Here is a 17114-nt window from a genome sequence, read left to right on the forward strand (position 1 = left end):
CGGGCCAGATACAATCCAGTACGATTAGAAAGAACTGTTATGGATCAAAATCCAGCACAGTTGATGACCGATATGAAAAACGAATCCCATCGCCAGGCTCAGGCACACACCCGCATCGAAGCTGTCATGGCGGAAATACAGTCCAGGATCGCTTCCCGCGTGTATCCGCCGGGTGCACGCCTGCCTTCCGTGCGCGCCCAGGCGCAAGCAATGCAATGCTCTGTTTCCACGGTCGTGGAGGCCTATGGCCGCCTCAGTGCCGGCGGCGCTGTGGTGTCACGCCCTGGCTCCGGGTTTTATGTTGCCGGGCCATTGGCCCCACTGGCGTTGTCTGAACTGGCCCCCGACCTGGACCGCGCCATCGACCCGCTGTGGATTTCCCGGCAGTCGCTGGAAACCGATGTGGACGTTCTCAAGCCCGGATGCGGCTGGCTGCCGCCCGACTGGCTCTATGAAACCGGTATGCGTCGGGCGCTGCGTACCCTGGCGCGTACATCCAGTACGACGCTTGCCGAGTACGCGCCCCCCTTGGGCAACCCCGCGCTGCGTCAATGGCTGGCACGACGCCTGGCCGGCAATGGCGTCGATGTCGCCCCCGAGCAGGTCATGCTCACCGAATCCAGCACGCACTCCATCGACCTGATCTGCCGCTTCCTGCTGCAGCCTGGCGATACCGTCCTGGTCGACGATCCTTGCTACTTCAATTTCCACGCGTTGCTGCGAGCGCACCGGGTTCATGCGGTCGGCGTGCCCTATACCCCACAAGGACCCGACCTGGATGCCTTCGCGTCTGCCTTACAGGAACATGCGCCACGCCTGTATATCACCAATGCGGGCATTCACAACCCCACCGGCGCCACGCTCTCCCCCATCGTGGCGCATCGCCTGCTGAAACTTGCCGACACAGCCAGGCTCACGATCATCGAGGATGACATCTTCGCGGACTTCGAAACCACGCCGGCACCCCGGCTGGCCGCCTTCGACGATTTTTCCCGGGTGATACAGATAGGTAGTTTTTCCAAAACCATTTCCGCCTCGCTGCGCTGCGGCTACATTGCGACCCGACCAGACTGGCTGGAAGGATTGTCAGACCTCAAGATCGCCACGTCGTTCGGCGGCGGCCGCCTTGCGACAGAAGCCATCCTGGCCGCGCTGAGCGACAGCGGCTACCGCCGCCATATGGAGTCCATCCGGGTACGCCTGGCCACCGCGATGGACACCACCCTGAAACGGCTTGCGGCACTAGGCATCCAGCCCTGGCTGCGGCCCCAGGCTGGCATGTTCCTCTGGTGCCGCCTGCCCGCCGGCGGCGATGCCGCCACGCTGGCCCGCACCTGCCTGAAGGCAGGTATCATCCTGGCACCCGGCAACGCCTTCAGCCAGTCGCAACGCGCCGCCGACTACCTGCGCTTCAATGTCGCCCAATGTGCCGACCCGCGCATTTTCGAAGTACTGGCACAAGCCATGGCCGGCTAGCCGGCCGCTGCGGCTCAGCCCGCCGGTCTGCGCATGACCAGCGTCTTGACCGTCATGCGCTGGCAGACCTCGTCGCGCTGGTTCAGCGTCAGGCACTCCATGATGACGATGGCCCGGTCCGGCTTGGACCTGGATGGCTGTATCTGCTTGACCGTGCTGACGACCCGCAGCACATCGTTCGGCCGGGTTGGCTGCGGCCAGGCCACCTCGACGCCCGCGCCTATCAGGCCATTGCCGACCGGAATACTCTGTACCAGCAGCTTCATGGTGATCGCGGCCGTATGCCAACCGCTGGCCGCCAGCCCCTGAAAAAACGTCTGCCGAGCGGCATCTTCGTCCAGGTGGAATACCTGCGGGTCGAACTGCTGGGCAAAGCCAATGACTTGCGCCACATCCAGCGCATGTTCGGCACTACGGAACTCCGTCCCGATTTCAATATCTTCCAGATAGATTTTGTTCTGCTTGGTCATGCAATCAGTCTCCTTGTGAAGCCTTCCGGGTTCAGGAATGAAAGGCTTCTCCACCCTATCCGGATGCCTGCCAGCCGCCTTTTTCTCCACCCTGAAAAGGTGGCAGTGCCGCGCAGACTCCGGCTTGTGCCTGCAGCCGGCTTGCGCCAACCCAGCATCCATCATAAGCCCGCGCCTGCCGCCATGCATCGACACCGACACCGGCACCGATACGCGCCTCTTGCGCTGACGCTTCCTGCCTAGCGCCGTTCCGTCGCAAGCCGCAGCGCCAATGCCGTCAACACTCCCGCCATCAACCAGCGCTGCATCCGCAACCACCCCGGACGCAAAGCAAGCCAACCCGCGATCGAACCGGCTGCACAGACGATGGCAAGATTGATCGAAAAGCTGATGGCAATCTGCACCAGCCCCAGCGTCATGCCCTGCAGCAACAGATCGCCCATGGCCGGGTCCATGAACTGCGGCAGCAACGACAGATACAGAACGGCGATCTTGGGATTGAGCAGATTCGTCACAAACCCCATCAGGAACAGCTTGCGCGGCCTGTCTGGCACCATATCCGCGCGTATCGCGAATACCGGACTGCCTCCAGGCCGCACGGCCTGCCACGCCAGATACAACAGATAGGCCGCCCCCGCCCACTGTATCAGCGCATAGGCGTATGGCACGGCCAGCAGCAGCGCTGTGAGGCCACAAGCCGCACAGACCAGGTAGAAGAAGAAACCCATGACCACGCCGCACAACGACACCAGCCCCGCGCGCCGTCCCTGGGCGATGGAACGAGAGATCAGGTAAATCATGTTTGGACCTGGCGTGATCACCATGCCCAGGGCGACCAGGGAAAAGGCCGCGAGATTGCTGGCGGAAACCATTGTTGTGACTCCTGCAAAGGACTCATCATTGCACTGAGGCATAATTCAGTGCAATTGATATATTGCACTCGGAGCAATGACATGACGGACTACCGCACGCTGGCCGATGCCATCGCCGCCGATATCGCATCAGGCTGCCTGCCACCCGGCAGCCGGCTGTTGCCGCAGCGCGATTTTGCCGACCGGCACGGAATTGCCGCCTCCACTGCGAGCCGCGTCTACGCCGAGCTCGCCCGCCGCGGACTGACCAGCGGTGAGATCGGGCGCGGCACCTATGTCCGGCCCGCCTGGGCTGCGCCTCATCCTGCCCTGTCGGAGCCAGGCCTGGCTTCCGTAGACCTCGAAATGAACATTCCCGTCCTGGCCCAGGCCAATACCATGCTGGCCGACGCCACTGCCCGGATACTCCAGGCCGGCCTGTTCGGCCATGCCCTGCAGGCCGTGGGCACTGCCGCCAAGCCCCAGGCCCGCCGCATCGCTGCCGCTTTCCTGGCGCAAGCGCACTGGCAACCGCAGGACGACAGCATTTTTTTCACCGGCAACGGACGGCAGGCCATTGCCGCCGCGCTGCGCGCACTGGCTGCGCCGGGCGGCCGCATCGGCGTGGAGTCCCTGTCCTACCCGGGAATACGGGGCCTGGCCAGCCAGCTGGGCATTACGCTAGTACCGCTGGCCATCGACGCCCAAGGCCTGGTGCCCGACGCCATCCTGCAGACGCATGCAGCCACGCCGCTCGATGGCCTCTACCTGCAGCCTTCACTGCACAACCCCTTGGGCTGCCATATGGACACGGCTCGGCGCCAGGCCGTGGCAACCGTACTGGCCAGCACTGGTTTACCCGCCATCGAAGATGCTATCTACCGCTTTCTTGTCGATGACCTACCGCTTGCCGCTTATGCGCCTGAACAAGTCATCTACGTGGACAGCTTCTCCAAGCGCATTGCACCCGGCCTGACGCTGGGCTTCGCATCAGCCCCACCAGCCCTGGCGCCACGGCTGGCCGCCAGCATACGCGCTGGCGGCGTGGCGGCAGCCGGCTTTCCTCTCGCCCTGGGCCTGCAATTGATGTCCGACGGCAGCGCCCGGCAGATTGCCGCGCTCAAGCGTGCAGACGCCGCCATGCGGCAGGAAATCGCACGCCAGGCGCTTGCCGGCCTGGCGCCGGCAGGAGACCCGCGCGCCTATCACATGTGGCTGCCCTTGCCCGCTGGCTGGCGTGCAGAAAACCTGGTCGCCGCCGCCGCCCGGCAAGGCATCGCCATTGCGCCGGGCAGCGCCTTTGCCATCGCCAGCGGACACTCGCCGAACGCCGTGCGCCTCGCCCTGTCGGCCCCGCCACCAGAGACGCTGCGCCAAGCCTTGACGCAACTGCGCCAGATCCTGGATGCAGGCGCAACGGAAATAGATTAGGTTGCTTGCCACCAGCACTAGCCACTTCGGCCCACGCCACCGGGTCATCGGGCCACCGGACCATCTTGTCGCCGGGCTGCCAGGTTGCCTGCCAGCCGCGTCGCCTAGCCAGCCGAATTAACCCTTCGCCCCTCGGACCCAGGCTCGGCCAGCAATCCGCGCAACAATAATTCCAACGCCTGCGTGGCCTGTTGCAAGCGTTGACTGCCATCTTCGGCATCCGCGATCCAGAACGCGGCTTCGGCCAGGCTGCCATAAATCATGGATGCCAGCGCCTGCGCATCAGCCTGCGCCACCACTCCCTGCTGCATGAGCCTGTCTATGATCTTCTGCATGGAGCTCACGCAGTGCCCTTGCGCCTCCGGCGTGGCGCCGCCCAGTACGGCGCGCGCATCGCGTAGCACGATGCGCTGGATTTCCGGCTCCAGCGCCATTTCCAGGTAGGCGCGGCATCGCTTGCAAAACCCTGCCCAGTCATCCTCGGCCCCATCTGAAATCGCTTGCAGGCGCGCATCCATCTCGGCGTCGATCTGCATGACCACTGCCGCCAGCAGTCCCTTTTTGTCACCGAAATGATGGTACAGCGCTCCCCGGGTCAACCCGGCCCTGGCGGTCAGGTCATCCATTGACGCATCCGCGTAGCCGTCTTCGCCGAACACCCGACGGGCAGTGACCAGCAGTATCACCCTGGTTTCTTCCATTTCAGCACGTGTGCGACGAACCATCACATCCCCTTTACATACATATTGAATGTTTATTTACATACACTGCGTATGAATATATGATCACATTCATACGCTACGTATGTATTTTCGCCGTACCGTCCCCCCCAGGCAAGCGGCGCCTTCAGAGAAACAAGATGGCCAACCCCTATCGAGAACTTTTCAATGCGCCCGGCAGCCGTGGCTTTGTCCTGGCTGGCCTGTTGGCACGAATTCCCCTGCCCATGACGGGCATCTGCATCATCACCATGCTGTCACAATTGCGTGGCAGCTACGCGCTGGCAGGTGCCGTCTCCGCCACGTTCGTGCTGGCCTACGCCCTGGTTTCGCCCCAGATATCCCGCCTGGTCGACAGGCATGGGCAAAGCCGCGTCCTGCCCGCCGCCACGGCAGTCAGCAGCGTCGGGCTCCTGCTCCTGATCGCAGCCTCCTGGCATTCTCATGCCGTTTGGCCACTCTTTGCCGGCGCGCTGCTGGCCGGCTTCATGCCCAGCCTGTCGGCCATGGTGCGGGCCCGCTGGTCGGTGCTTTACCGTGGCCAACCCAGGCTGCAAACCGCCTATTCACTGGAAACCGTACTGGACGAAGTGACTTTCATTGCCGGACCGCCGCTATCGGTAGGCTTGTCCGTTGCCGTGCTGCCACAGGCTGGCCTGATGGCAGCTGCACTTGTGCTGGCACTAGGTGTATCAGCCCTGGTCGTGCAACGTGGCACAGAGCCTCCCGTGAATCCGCAGCAGGCCACGTACTGCGCAGTGCGATCGGTCATCCGCCAGACGCCGGTACAACTGCTGGTGCTCATGATGATGGCAATGGGGGCGATAGTCGGCACTGTCGATATCGTGAGCGTGGCCTTTGCCGCACAGCTGGACCAGCCGGCTGCGGCGAGCCTGATCCTGTCCGCCTATGCCCTGGGGTCCTGCCTGGCCGGGCTCGGCTTCGGTGCGCTGAAGCTGTCCGCCCCGTTGCACCGCCTATTGCTGCTGGGCGGTCTGGCAACGGCGGCCACAACGCTGCCTCTGCTGCTGGCAAACAGTATTCCCATGCTGGCCGCTGCGGTATGGATAGCCGGCCTGTTCTTCGCCCCAACCATGATCGTTGCCATGTCGCTGGTGGAACGGCTGGTACCGGAACAACGCCTTACCGAAGGCATGACATGGCTGCTGGCCGGCCTCAACATCGGAGTTGCGATGGGTGCCGCAGCCGCCGGCCAGTTGGTCGATGAACATGGTGCCCGGGCTGGCCTCCTGGTCGCACTCGGCGCAGCAACCGTGGTGCTGCTGGCAGCCTTGCGCGGCCATCAGCGCCTGCGGATAGCCACCCCGGCAGTCGCCCCTGCTGTCGCCCCTGACTCCACGCTGGAGCATTGCAAGCCATGACCCTGCATGCCTCTTCCTCTTTGACTGCTCATTTCAAGGTTACCAGCCATGAATCTCGCGCCTGATACCCATGCCACGTCCCGGCGCGCCTGGCTGGCAGTTATTGCCGTGGGCCTTGCCACGTTCTCGGTCGTGAGCACGGAAATGCTGCCGGTAGGCCTGCTGGATGCCATCGCCGCCGACCTGGGCACGTCCAACGGCAGGGCCGGCCTGATGATGTCCCTGCCCGCGTTGCTGGCCGCCGGCTTCTCTCCCTTGGTTGTCATCGTCTCGGGCAATCTGGACAGGCGCAAGATCCTGTGCGGCCTGCTGGCCTTGCTGGCACTGGCCAACCTGACCTCGGCGCTGGCGATAAACCTGGGCGGGATGCTGGCGGCCCGCGCACTGCTCGGTTTCTGTATCGGCGGCATCTGGGCCATCGCTGGCGGGCTGGCGGCGCGGCTGGTCCCAGGCCATGCCCTTGGCCTCGCCACTTCTGTCATTTTCGGCGGTGTGGCTGCGGCGTCCGTGCTGGGCGTACCGCTGGGGGCGATGATCGGCGAGCTTGCCGGCTGGCGCTGGGCCTTCGGCAGCATGGCACTGTTCAGCGGACTGGTACTGGTCTTGCATGGCGCTGTCCTGCCCGCCCTGCCAGTCTCCGGTTCCACGGCCTTGCGACATTTCCGAGCGCAATGGCACAACCGGCAGTTGCGTACCGGGCTGCTGTTGACACTTTTGCTGGTGGCCGGCCACTTCATCGCCTTCACCTTCGTGCGCCCCTTGCTGCTGACATTCCCAGCGTTCGATTCGCAATGGATAGGCATGCTGCTTTTCGCCTATGGCGTTGCCGGCGTGGCTGGCAACTTCCTCGCGGGCATGCATGCCGCGCGCCATACCAGGGCAACTGTGGCAGCAATCGCCATGGGCCTGCTGGCCGCGCCCCTGTTGTTCCTGGGCCTGGGCCACACGCCGGCCGGCGGGGCTATCCTGCTGCTGGCCTGGGGCCTGGCCTACGGCGGCGTCTCTGTCGGTTTAATGACCTGGATGATGAAAGCCGCTCCCAGAGCCGTGGAAATTGCCGCCGCGCTCTATGTGAGCGTGTTCAATATCGGCATTGCATTGGGTTCCTGGGCCGGCGGCCACAGCGTGGACAGGCTGGGCCTCGCCGGCAATCTCTGGCTGGCGGCTGGATTTGCCGCCGCCCTGCTACTGGCCCTGCGCTCAAAGCCATTCACCGGCAACGAATAGGCAAAAAAAAACCCCGTGCCAAAGACACGGGGATCATTCAGATACGGCTGGCGAGGATGCTGCCGCCGCATCCGCTCAACGGCTGCCAGCCATTAAGCCTTGATGTCACGCGAGGGCGACCCCACGAACAGTTGGCGCGGACGGCCGATCTTGTATTCGGGATCGGAGATCATTTCGTTCCACTGGGCAATCCAGCCCACGGTACGGGCCAGCGCGAAGATGGCCGTGAACAGCGAGGTCGGAATACCGATGGCGCGCTGGACGATACCCGAGTAGAAGTCCACGTTCGGGTACAGCTTGCGCTCGACGAAATACGGATCTTCCAGAGCGATACGCTCCAGTTCCATGGCCAGCTTGAACAGCGGGTCGTTCTCCAGGCCCAGTGCTTGCAGCACTTCCTTGCAGGTTTCCTGCATCAGCTTGGCGCGCGGGTCGTAGTTCTTGTAGACACGGTGGCCAAAGCCCATCAGGCGCACGCCCGAGTTCTTGTCCTTGACCTTTTCCATGAATTCACCGACCTTGGCCACGCCGCCGTTGGCTTGCAGCTCTTCGAGCATTTGCAGGCAAGCTTCGTTGGCGCCGCCGTGAGCCGGACCCCACAGGCAAGCCACGCCGGAGGCAATGGCTGCGAACGGGTTGGTGCCCGACGAACCGCACAGGCGCACAGTCGAGGTCGAGGCATTCTGTTCGTGGTCAGCGTGCAGGATGAAGATGCGGTCCAGAGCGCGCTCGACGACGGGGTTGACCACGTAGTCTTCGCACGGATTGCTGAACATCATGCGCAGGAAATTGCCGGTGTACGACAGGTCGTTGCGCGGATAGGCCAGCGGTTGGCCCACGGAGTACTTGTACGCCATGGCGACCAGCGTCGGCATCTTGGCAATCAGGCGGATCGCGGAAATGCGGCGATGCTCCGGATTGTTGATGTCGGTGGAGTCATGGTAGAACGCCGCCAAGGCACCAACCAGGCCCGTCAGCACGGCCATCGGGTGCGCGTCGCGGCGGAAGCCACGCAGGAAGAACTGCAGCTGGTCGTGTACCAGGGTGTGATGCGTGACAGCGTAGTCGAAATCGGCGCTTTGCTTTTCGTCGGGCAGTTCGCCATTCAGGATCAGGTAGCAGACTTGCAGGAAGTCGCAGTTCTGGGCCAGTTGCTCGATCGGGTAGCCGCGATACAGCAGCTCGCCCTTGTCGCCGTCGATGTAAGTGATGGCAGACGAGCAAGATGCGGTCGAAAGGAAACCGGGATCATACGTGAACATGCCCGTTTGCCCGTAGAGCTTACGGATATCAATCACATCCGGGCCAACCGTGCCCTGGTAAACAGGAAATTCAACCGAAGCCGAACCATCGGAAAAGCTTAGCGTTGCCTTCTTGTCGGACAGTTTCATTGCAATGCATCCTCTACTTTAGTGAATGATCAAAGTGCGCGCATCAGGCCAAGGACCTTATGCATGCGCGGCGTGTCAAGGTCACCCTCCGGTTCACTGCGCGCCAGCAGCAGATCGAACAGGTCGTTATCGCTCAGCTCGAACAGCTGAGTGAGCACGGCAACGTCCTCATCGTCCAGATCCGCCTCATAGGCGTCCAGATACCGGGTGATTATCAGATCGTTTTCCAGCATACCGCGCCGGCCACGCCAGCGCAGACGAACACGATCCAGATCGGTCAGTTTTGACATCTAACCTTCCTTCCTAAAAAAACCCTGCACGCCGCAACCCTAACAGCGGTCAGACAGCGCGACGCACCATCAATTCTTTGATTTTTCCGATAGCGCGCGTCGGGTTCAAACCCTTCGGACAGACATCGACACAGTTCATGATGGTGTGGCATCGGAACAGGCGATACGGGTCTTCCAGATTGTCCAGGCGCGAACCGGTCGCTTCGTCACGGCTGTCCGCAATGAAGCGGTAGGCCGCCAGCAGCCCGGCAGGACCGACGAACTTGTCGGGGTTCCACCAGAACGAGGGGCAGGACGTCGAGCAGCAGGCGCACAGAATGCACTCGTACAGGCCGTCCAGCTCTTCGCGGGCTTCGGGCGTCTGCAGACGCTCGCGCTCGGGCGGGGGGGTGTCATTGATCAAGTACGGCCGGATCGAGTGATACTGATTGAAGAAGTGCGTCATATCGACGATCAGATCACGGATAACCGGCAGACCCGGCAGCGGCCGCAGAACGATGGGTTCCTTCAGGTCGCGCAGGTTGGTCGTACAGGCCAGGCCATTCTTGCCATTGATGTTCATGGCGTCCGAACCGCACACGCCTTCACGGCAGGAGCGGCGCAGGGCCAGGCTGTCGTCCACCGAGTTCTTGATGCGGATGATGGCGTCCAGCAGCATCTTGTCGGTGGGCAGCAGCTCCACCTCCAGCTTCTGCATGTACGGACGCTCATCCTTGTCCGGATCGTAGCGGTAGATTTCGAACTTAACGATACGTTTGGTGCTCATGACTGGGTCCTGCTTAGAAGGTACGCGCCTTGGGCGGGAAGGAGTCGACGGTCAGGGGCTTCATCTGCACCGGCTTGTACTCCAGGCTGTTGGTCGCGGAGTACCACAGCGTATGGCGCAGCCAGTTTTCGTCGTCGCGGGTGGGGAAGTCATCCAGGGCATGCGCGCCACGGCTTTCGGTACGCTTGGAAGCCGACAGGATGGTGGCGCGGGCCACTTCGATCATGTTGGACAGTTCCAGTGCCTCGACGCGGGCGGTATTGAAGACCTTGGACTTGTCCTTGAACGAAATGTGCTTGGCACGCTCGTTCAGTTCGGCGATCTGTCCCACGCCCTCTTCCAGCAGTTCCAACGTGCGGAACACGCCGCAGTGATGCTGCATGGACATACGGATGGCATTGCCCACTTCCTGCGTCGGCTCGCCGCCGGTACGCGATTCGATGGCATCGACACGCGCCATCGAAGCGTCGACCGATTCCATCGCCAGCGGTTTGTGCGCATGCTGGCGTTCCGGGTGCGCGGCCACGATGTGGTTGCCGGCAGCACGGCCAAACACGATCAGATCGAGCAGCGAGTTCGTACCCAGGCGGTTGGCGCCGTGCACGGAAGTCGCGGCGCATTCGCCGATGGCGTACAGGCCGTTGACGACCTGGTTCTCGCCGTTCTTGCGATCCATCACCTGGCCATAGAAGTTGGTCGGAATACCGCCCATCTGGTAGTGGATGGTAGGAACAACCGGAATCGGTTCCTTGATCGGATCGACATTGGCGAACTTGATGGCGATATCGCGGATCGAAGGCAAGCGCTTCTTGATGACGTCAGCGCCCAGGTGGTCAAGCTTGAGCACCACGTAGCTGCCGTCGGGGCCACAGCCGCGGCCTTCCTTGATTTCCTGGTCCATCGAGCGCGACACGAAGTCACGCGGCGCCAGATCCTTCAGCGTGGGCGCATAGCGCTCCATGAAGCGTTCGCCATCCTTGTTCAGCAGGATGCCGCCTTCGCCACGCACGCCTTCGGTAATCAGCACGCCTGCGCCGGCCACGCCAGTCGGGTGGAATTGCCAGAATTCCATATCCTGCAGCGGTATGCCGGCACGTGCCGCCATGCCCAGGCCGTCACCAGTATTGATGAAGGCGTTGGTCGACGCAGCCCAGATACGGCCGGCGCCACCGGTGGCCAGCACCGTGGTCTTGGCTTCCAGGATGTAGATTTCGCCGGTTTCCATTTCCAGCGCAGTCACGCCGAGGACATCGCCTTCGTCGTTGCGGATCAGGTCCAGCGCCATCCATTCCACGAAAAACTGGGTGCGGGCCGAAACGTTGCGCTGGTACAGCGTATGCAGCAGTGCGTGACCGGTACGGTCAGCGGCGGCACAGGCGCGTTGCACCGGCTTTTCACCGAAGTTGGCCGTATGCCCGCCGAACGGACGCTGGTAAATGGTGCCGTCCGGGTTGCGGTCGAAAGGCATGCCGAAGTGTTCCATTTCGTACACGGCGTGAGGAGCCTCACGGCACATGAACTCGATGGCATCCTGGTCGCCCAGCCAATCCGACCCCTTGACGGTGTCGTACATGTGCCAGTACCAGTTGTCTTCGCTCATATTGCCCAGCGAAGCGCTGACGCCGCCTTGGGCAGCAACGGTATGCGAGCGGGTTGGAAAAACCTTGGACAGCACGGCCACGGACAGGCCCGCCTGTGCAAGTTGCAGGGAACAACGCATGCCGGCGCCGCCGGCACCCACGACGACAACGTCAAACTGGCGGCGCGGAAGAGATTTTTTGACAGCGACCACGGCTTACAGGCTCCAAAGGATTTGTGCGAAATAAGCGACCGAACCAACCAGCCACAGAATCGTCAGGGTGTGCAGCAACAGACGCACGCTGACGGCGCGCACGTAGTCCATCCAGATATCGCGAACGCCGATCCAGGCGTGCCAGGCCAGCGAAATGAATGCGAGAGTGGCCAGGATCTGGCCCACAGGCAGGGCGAAGACATGGAACGTGAACAATGCCTTCCAGTTGGCGTAGTTGAATTCGGGCATCACGAGGATGCCGATCAGCAACACCAGCGTATAGGTGGCGAGAATGATTGCGGTCAGGCGCTGTGCGATGAAATCCTTCACGCCATAGTGTGCGCCGACGACCAGGCGACGCGGGCCGATGTTATCAGGGGCTCCCATTACCATGCTCCGAAAAGTTTCAGGCCGAGGATGACGGTCAGGATCAGGCTGATGACCAGCGAAGTGGTCGCGCTCTTGCGGGCCGCAACCTTCTCGACACCGATGTGCAGGTCGAGCAGCAGGAAGCGGATGCCAGCACAGAAATGGTGCAGGTAGCCCCAGATAATGGCCAACAGCACGAGTTTCACCAGCGGATTGCCGGCGATTTCCGCGATGGACGCGTAGCTTGCCTCGGAACCGACACTCTTGGCGAACAGAGGCAGGATCACCAACGGAAGACAGAGGAAGAGAATCACGCCGCTGGCGCGATGCAGGATGGATAACTTGCCCGGCGCCGGCATATGCCGAAGATAGACAAGGAGTTGCGGCACACCTACGTTTTTGTAAGTGGGACGCGGCTTGGTTATGGAATCACTCATGGACAGCCTCGTTTCTAAAAAAATTAGGCAAACGCGCTATTTTCGCTTATGTCAGTTGGGGTTTCAAATCATCACAAAACGCGGGCAGCAGTATGTTACACCGGATTCACTTCAAACTGTTGCGATAGTAGTAACGCTCCGTGATGTATAAACCCCTTCTGTATTCCATGGGACGATCGCCATACGTATAGGAAACCCGCTCCACCTGCAGCAATGGGGACCCCGCTTGCACACTCAGCAAAGTCGCATCTTCTTCGGTGGCAGCCACCGCTTTTAGTTTCTCGTCGGCACGCACCATGCTGATGCCGAATTCCGATTCAAACAAGGCATAGAGCGGGCCGCGGTAGCCGGCCAGCAGCTCCGCCGTCAGGCGGCGGAACGGACCGCCAGGCAGGCAGATGTCGTCAATCACGGTAGGTTCGCCATCGAAGGACAGCACGCGCCGGATCGTAATGACAGGATCGCCGGTACGCAGCGCCAGTACCTTGGCAATATCGGCGCTGGCACGCGCCCGCCGGCAGTCGATGAAACGGCTCTGGGCACCACCGCTATCCGTGACGTCGTCACTGGCCAGGCGCAGGAAACGATAGCGGGTGCGCGGCTCGCTGTGGGTGGCGACGAACGTGCCCTTGCCCTGCCGCCGCATCAGCAGATGTTCGGCGGCAAGTTCGTCGATTGCCTTGCGCACGGTGCCCTGGCTCACGTGGAAACGCGCCGCCAGTTCCATTTCACTGGGAATGGATTCACCGGGCTTCCATTCGCCGCGCTCCAGGCTGTCGACGATCAATGCCTTGATCTGCCGGTACAGCGGACTGAATGCCGCGCCGCCGGCGCCTGCCGCACGCACCACCTGGCGCGTCGCCGTCCGCGGTCGCGCTGAAGAAGATTCGCCAGGTATTTCAGACATAAAGCACGAAACCATGGGCCCGGCTGCGGACTGGCCGCTTGCCGGAACCTGCCGGTAGGAAAGAATCGGAAACGGGGCCAATTGTCGCATACGAATCGTGCATAAATCCAGCACTCTTTTGTCTTATATAAGATATAAGATCGTTTGACGCTCGTTGGATTTTTGCTCTAAGATTTTTAATGAACCTTTCACGAATCTGAAAATTCAATAGATGGAAATACAACAGAATCCAGTCAATGAGAATTAATTCATCGTTGAAATGGAATTCCATCTGGAATTGATGAAAATCAGTGTCGGTCTCATAGCAACATCGCCATTGAAGGTTTAATATTTGCGGCGCTGCGGCATGATGTGCGCACCATCATGGTGCCTGCTGCCCGCTTGCCCGCCACAGGCGATCGTCGCGCCCGAACATCATGCAAACCGCCGGACATCTCGTCCGGCGCCATTACCAAGACCTACGGAGATTGAAGAATGTCCAAGCCTGCAAAACGTGTTGCCGTCACCGGCGCCGCCGGCCAGATCGGCTACGCGCTGCTGTTCCGCATTGCTTCGGGTGAAATGCTGGGTAAAGACCAGCCTGTCATCCTGCAACTGCTGGAAATCCCTGACGAAAAGGCCCAACAGGCGCTCAAGGGCGTCATCATGGAACTGGACGACTGCGCGTTCCCGCTGGTGCAAGCCATCACCGCGCACAGCGATCCTCGCGAAGCCTTCAAGGATGCCGACATCGCTCTGCTCGTGGGCGCCCGCCCCCGCGGCCCCGGCATGGAACGCAAGGACCTGCTGAACGTTAACGCCAAGATCTTCACGGAACAAGGCAAGGCGCTGAACGACGTGGCCAGCCGCGACGTCAAGGTCCTGGTCGTCGGCAACCCTGCCAACACCAATGCCTACATCGCCCAACAATCCGCGCCGGACCTGCCCGCGAAGAACTTCACCGCCATGCTGCGCCTGGACCACAACCGTGCCCTGACGCAACTGGCGGCCAAGGCCAACGTGGCCGTCGCCGACATCGAGAACCTGGTCGTGTGGGGCAACCACTCGCCCACGATGTACCCCGACTTCCGCTTCGCGACCGTCAACGGCAAGAGCCTGAAAGACCTCATCAACGATGATGCCTGGAACCGCGACGACTTCATCCCCACCGTGGGCAAGCGCGGCGCCGCCATCATCCAGGCCCGCGGCCTGTCGTCGGCTGCCTCGGCCGCCAACGCCGCCATCGACCACATCCGTGACTGGGTGCTGGGCAGCAACGGCAAGTGGGTCACGATGGGCGTGCCCTCTGACGGTTCCTATGGCATTCCGGAAGGCATCATCTACGGCGTGCCGGTGACCACCGAAAACGGCGAGTACAAACGCGTCGAAGGCCTGGAAATCGACGCATTCTCGCGCGAACGCCTGGACTTCACGCTGAAAGAGCTGCTCGAAGAGCGCGACGGCGTCAAGGACCTGCTGTAAATCCTGGCCCGCCCCGCTGCACTGCCAGCGGGGCCGTCATGCAGAATGCCCTGCACCATTGATGGTGCAGGGCATTTTTTCTGGGCAACAGCCGCCCCTTCCCGCCGCCCGTCCGGCTGGAATCACGCCTTGCCGCGCCAGGGCACCAGCACTCGCTCGAGGCCGCGCATCAGCAAATCGACGGTCCAGGCCACCAACGCAATCACCAGAATACCCATCACCACGATATCGGTACGCAGGAAGCTGGATGCATTCAGGACCATTTGCCCCAGGCCTACGCTGGCAGCAACCATTTCCGCCGCCACCAGTGTCGTCCAGCCGAATCCGACAGCAATGCGCAGGCCCACCAGGATATCGGGCAACGCTGCCGGCAGGATCACATGCCATATCAGTTGCCAGCGGCTCGCCCCCAATGACAGCACGGCATTGATCTGCTCCACGCTGGCGCTGCGCACCCCCGCTCTGGCGGCCAGCGCGATCGGGGCAAAACAGGCCAGCCAGATCAGCACAAGCTTGGCCATTTCGTCAATGCCAAACCAGATGACGATCAGCGGCAGATAGGCCAACGGCGGCAAAGGCCGATAGAACTCGATGGGCGGATCGAAGATACCGCGTGCAATGCGGCTGACACCCATTGCAATACCTACGGGCACGGCCGTGACCACTGCTAGCGCGAAAGCGCCGAACACGCGGATCACACTCCACTTCAGGTGTTCAAGCAGGGGCTCGCCGCCCTGGATGTCGCCGAACCAGGCATTCCCGAGCGCCGTCCACACCGCTTCCGGCGCCGGCAGGAACAAGGGCGGCAGCCAGCCCCGGTGCGTCGCCAGCCACCACAATGACAGCAAGGCCACGACACAAACCAGGCTGATCCAGCGGCTGTTGCCATCACCCGGCACACGGTACTGAGCAACCACCGGCAGGCCTGACTGCTCAGGCCTGCCCACCGTTTGCTGCGGCCCCGTCATGCGCGCATCGGCCGCAGACCGGCCGCCTCACTGCTGCGCTCTTCCAGCACATAGCCGGCCAACGCATCCTGCTGCACAGGCGCTGCCGCCACGTCCACGAAGCCCCGCCTGCCCGCGCCATTGACACCGCTTGCCGCTCCGCGGCCATGCGCCAGTCCTTCCTCCGCCAGTGGCACAGCCGCACCGGCCTCACCTGCCCCCAGCTCGGCAATCCACGCCAGCAGACGCTCGCGCTCGGCGATGAAACCCGCTGCCGACTTGACCGCCCGCGGCGCATCCCCAGCCAGATAGCGTCGTCCGAAGAACAACTGCCGCTCCCCCACCACCCGGCCGGGCGACGGCGCCATGACAATCAGCCGGCTGGCCAGAAACAGCGCTTCCTCGACGTCATGGGTAATCAGCAGAATTGTCTTGCCCGTACGTGACCAGAGGTCCAGTAGCAGCGCCTGGATGGATTCCCGGGTAAAAGCGTCCAGTGCACCCATGGGTTCATCCAGCAGCAGCACATCCGGATCACTGGCCAGCGCCCGCGCAATACCCACTCGCTGCTGCATGCCCCCGGACAACTGCCATACCCTGGCCGCTTCCTGGCCGGCCAACCCGACCCGCGCCAGGTACTCCATTGCCTGCGCCCGACTCACCGCGCGCGAGACACCTCGCAGGCGCGGCCCTAGCATGACATTCTCCAGCGCAGAAAGCCAAGGCAACAGCGCATGCTTCTGGAATACCACGCCACGCGAGGCGTCGGGCCCCCGCACCGGACGGCCATCATGCAGGACCTGTCCTGCCGACACGCCGGTAAAGCCTGCAATCACATTCAACAGGGAAGTCTTGCCGCAACCGGATGCGCCCAGCGCCACGACGAACTCCCCCGGCGCAATATCGAGATCCAGCTGATGCAAGGCCAGGCTTTTGCCATCATGGCCATGGCCGGCATAGCGCACCGATACCTGCCGCAAGGACAGGCTGCCGCCGCCACGCCCGACCGAGGACGGCGCCGCGTTGCTGGCAGCAGCAAGCACCCCGGTCGCATGCGCAGCGACCGGGGTGGCCGCCTGGGCGGCTACCGCACCTGGCGCTGGCGCCGGGCTGCCGTCAGGCGACCCCACCTGCGCCCCGGCCAGCAGGCTGGCCGCAGACACGGGCGTCACCGGCCTGCGCAACCAGCGCAACAGGC

General features: G+C 62.4%; 16 protein-coding genes and 1 pseudogene. 5 read left to right on the forward strand and 12 right to left on the reverse strand.

Annotated features, from left to right (window positions below):
• Positions 1-72 precede the first annotated feature (72 nt).
• Entirely contained in the window at positions 73-1476 is a 1404-nt protein-coding gene (locus ACEW7X_RS10350) for a PLP-dependent aminotransferase family protein (protein ID WP_167731938.1), read from the forward strand.
• A 14-nt stretch (positions 1477-1490) separates the two neighbouring features.
• On the opposite strand, the gene ACEW7X_RS10355 is transcribed toward ACEW7X_RS10350, so the two are convergent.
• Positions 1491-1946 (reverse strand): MaoC family dehydratase, encoded by a 456-nt coding sequence (locus tag ACEW7X_RS10355; protein ID WP_068370642.1) that lies wholly within the window; start codon positions 1944-1946, stop codon positions 1491-1493.
• Between the two features lie 239 nt (positions 1947-2185).
• On the reverse strand, positions 2186-2818 hold the full coding sequence (locus ACEW7X_RS10360; protein WP_134838591.1) for a LysE family translocator: 633 nt from the start codon (positions 2816-2818) through the stop codon (positions 2186-2188).
• Positions 2819-2899: 81 nt separating this feature from the next.
• On the opposite strand from ACEW7X_RS10360, the gene ACEW7X_RS10365 reads away from it, so the two are divergent.
• Positions 2900-4228 carry a PLP-dependent aminotransferase family protein gene (locus ACEW7X_RS10365; protein ID WP_134838592.1) on the forward strand — a complete coding sequence of 443 codons (1329 nt, stop codon included), beginning with the start codon at positions 2900-2902 and terminating at the stop codon, positions 4226-4228.
• Positions 4229-4332: 104 nt separating this feature from the next.
• On the opposite strand, the gene ACEW7X_RS10370 is transcribed toward ACEW7X_RS10365, so the two are convergent.
• Positions 4333-4953: a TetR/AcrR family transcriptional regulator gene (locus ACEW7X_RS10370; RefSeq protein ID WP_134838593.1), complete on the reverse strand. Its 621-nt coding sequence runs from the start codon at positions 4951-4953 to the stop codon at positions 4333-4335.
• 134 nt (positions 4954-5087) lie between these two features.
• Here ACEW7X_RS10370 and ACEW7X_RS10375 point away from each other — a divergent pair, with 134 nt between their 5' ends.
• A complete protein-coding gene (locus ACEW7X_RS10375; RefSeq protein WP_420177173.1) occupies positions 5088-6329 on the forward strand; it encodes an MFS transporter in 1242 nt (413 codons plus the stop codon).
• Positions 6330-6377: 48 nt separating this feature from the next.
• The gene (locus tag ACEW7X_RS10380) at positions 6378-7556 is read left to right on the forward strand and encodes an MFS transporter (RefSeq protein WP_134838595.1); all 1179 of its coding nucleotides are present in this window, start codon (positions 6378-6380) and stop codon (positions 7554-7556) included.
• 92 nt (positions 7557-7648) lie between these two features.
• Here ACEW7X_RS10380 and ACEW7X_RS10385 read toward each other — a convergent pair whose 3' ends face one another.
• From ACEW7X_RS10385 to ACEW7X_RS10415, 7 genes are all read right to left on the reverse strand, one after another.
• On the reverse strand, positions 7649-8947 hold the full coding sequence (locus ACEW7X_RS10385; protein WP_068370638.1) for a citrate synthase: 1299 nt from the start codon (positions 8945-8947) through the stop codon (positions 7649-7651).
• 29 nt (positions 8948-8976) lie between these two features.
• Positions 8977-9237: a succinate dehydrogenase assembly factor 2 gene (locus ACEW7X_RS10390; protein ID WP_068370637.1), complete on the reverse strand. Its 261-nt coding sequence runs from the start codon at positions 9235-9237 to the stop codon at positions 8977-8979.
• Between the two features lie 49 nt (positions 9238-9286).
• Entirely contained in the window at positions 9287-10003 is a 717-nt protein-coding gene (locus ACEW7X_RS10395; RefSeq protein WP_068370636.1) for a succinate dehydrogenase iron-sulfur subunit, read from the reverse strand.
• Between the two features lie 13 nt (positions 10004-10016).
• Entirely contained in the window at positions 10017-11795 is a 1779-nt protein-coding gene (gene sdhA / locus ACEW7X_RS10400) for a succinate dehydrogenase flavoprotein subunit (RefSeq protein ID WP_130487384.1), read from the reverse strand.
• Between the two features lie 3 nt (positions 11796-11798).
• Complete coding sequence (gene sdhD, locus ACEW7X_RS10405) at positions 11799-12182, reverse strand: succinate dehydrogenase, hydrophobic membrane anchor protein (protein WP_068370634.1); 384 nt, start codon at positions 12180-12182, stop codon at positions 11799-11801.
• Positions 12182-12601: a succinate dehydrogenase, cytochrome b556 subunit gene (gene sdhC / locus ACEW7X_RS10410; protein ID WP_068370631.1), complete on the reverse strand. Its 420-nt coding sequence runs from the start codon at positions 12599-12601 to the stop codon at positions 12182-12184. The genes sdhD and sdhC overlap by 1 nt, the downstream gene beginning before the upstream one ends.
• A 106-nt stretch (positions 12602-12707) precedes the next feature.
• A complete protein-coding gene (locus ACEW7X_RS10415; protein ID WP_134838596.1) occupies positions 12708-13508 on the reverse strand; it encodes a GntR family transcriptional regulator in 801 nt (266 codons plus the stop codon).
• 474 nt (positions 13509-13982) lie between these two features.
• Here ACEW7X_RS10415 and ACEW7X_RS10420 point away from each other — a divergent pair, with 474 nt between their 5' ends.
• Positions 13983-14969 (forward strand): malate dehydrogenase, encoded by a 987-nt coding sequence (locus tag ACEW7X_RS10420; RefSeq protein WP_068370629.1) that lies wholly within the window; start codon positions 13983-13985, stop codon positions 14967-14969.
• Positions 14970-15091: 122 nt separating this feature from the next.
• On the opposite strand, the gene ACEW7X_RS10425 is transcribed toward ACEW7X_RS10420, so the two are convergent.
• Positions 15092-15937 (reverse strand): ABC transporter permease subunit, encoded by an 846-nt coding sequence (locus tag ACEW7X_RS10425; protein WP_420177174.1) that lies wholly within the window; start codon positions 15935-15937, stop codon positions 15092-15094.
• A gap of 209 nt (positions 15938-16146) precedes the next feature.
• Positions 16147-16902 (reverse strand): annotated as a pseudogene (locus ACEW7X_RS10430) (taurine ABC transporter ATP-binding protein); the annotation flags it as partial.
• Positions 16903-17114 lie beyond the last annotated feature (212 nt).

The sequence above is a fragment of the Kerstersia gyiorum genome (genome assembly GCF_048595715.1).
GTDB lineage: Bacteria > Pseudomonadota > Gammaproteobacteria > Burkholderiales > Burkholderiaceae_B > Kerstersia > Kerstersia gyiorum.

Excerpts from the sequence above, each read along its gene's own strand:
- ACEW7X_RS10350 (WP_167731938.1), top strand. The coding sequence starts at position 73 with ATGAAAAACGAATCCCATCGCCAGGCTCAGGCACACACCCGCATCGAA.
- ACEW7X_RS10355 (WP_068370642.1), bottom strand. The coding sequence starts at position 1,946 with ATGACCAAGCAGAACAAAATCTATCTGGAAGATATTGAAATCGGGACG.
- ACEW7X_RS10360 (WP_134838591.1), bottom strand. The coding sequence starts at position 2,818 with ATGGTTTCCGCCAGCAATCTCGCGGCCTTTTCCCTGGTCGCCCTGGGC.
- ACEW7X_RS10365 (WP_134838592.1), top strand. The coding sequence starts at position 2,900 with ATGACGGACTACCGCACGCTGGCCGATGCCATCGCCGCCGATATCGCA.
- ACEW7X_RS10370 (WP_134838593.1), bottom strand. The coding sequence starts at position 4,953 with ATGGTTCGTCGCACACGTGCTGAAATGGAAGAAACCAGGGTGATACTG.
- ACEW7X_RS10375 (WP_420177173.1), top strand. The coding sequence starts at position 5,088 with ATGGCCAACCCCTATCGAGAACTTTTCAATGCGCCCGGCAGCCGTGGC.
- ACEW7X_RS10380 (WP_134838595.1), top strand. The coding sequence starts at position 6,378 with ATGAATCTCGCGCCTGATACCCATGCCACGTCCCGGCGCGCCTGGCTG.
- ACEW7X_RS10385 (WP_068370638.1), bottom strand. The coding sequence starts at position 8,947 with ATGAAACTGTCCGACAAGAAGGCAACGCTAAGCTTTTCCGATGGTTCG.
- ACEW7X_RS10390 (WP_068370637.1), bottom strand. The coding sequence starts at position 9,237 with ATGTCAAAACTGACCGATCTGGATCGTGTTCGTCTGCGCTGGCGTGGC.
- ACEW7X_RS10395 (WP_068370636.1), bottom strand. The coding sequence starts at position 10,003 with ATGAGCACCAAACGTATCGTTAAGTTCGAAATCTACCGCTACGATCCG.
- sdhD (WP_068370634.1), bottom strand. The coding sequence starts at position 12,182 with ATGGGAGCCCCTGATAACATCGGCCCGCGTCGCCTGGTCGTCGGCGCA.
- sdhC (WP_068370631.1), bottom strand. The coding sequence starts at position 12,601 with ATGAGTGATTCCATAACCAAGCCGCGTCCCACTTACAAAAACGTAGGT.
- ACEW7X_RS10415 (WP_134838596.1), bottom strand. The coding sequence starts at position 13,508 with ATGTCTGAAATACCTGGCGAATCTTCTTCAGCGCGACCGCGGACGGCG.
- ACEW7X_RS10420 (WP_068370629.1), top strand. The coding sequence starts at position 13,983 with ATGTCCAAGCCTGCAAAACGTGTTGCCGTCACCGGCGCCGCCGGCCAG.
- ACEW7X_RS10425 (WP_420177174.1), bottom strand. The coding sequence starts at position 15,937 with ATGACGGGGCCGCAGCAAACGGTGGGCAGGCCTGAGCAGTCAGGCCTG.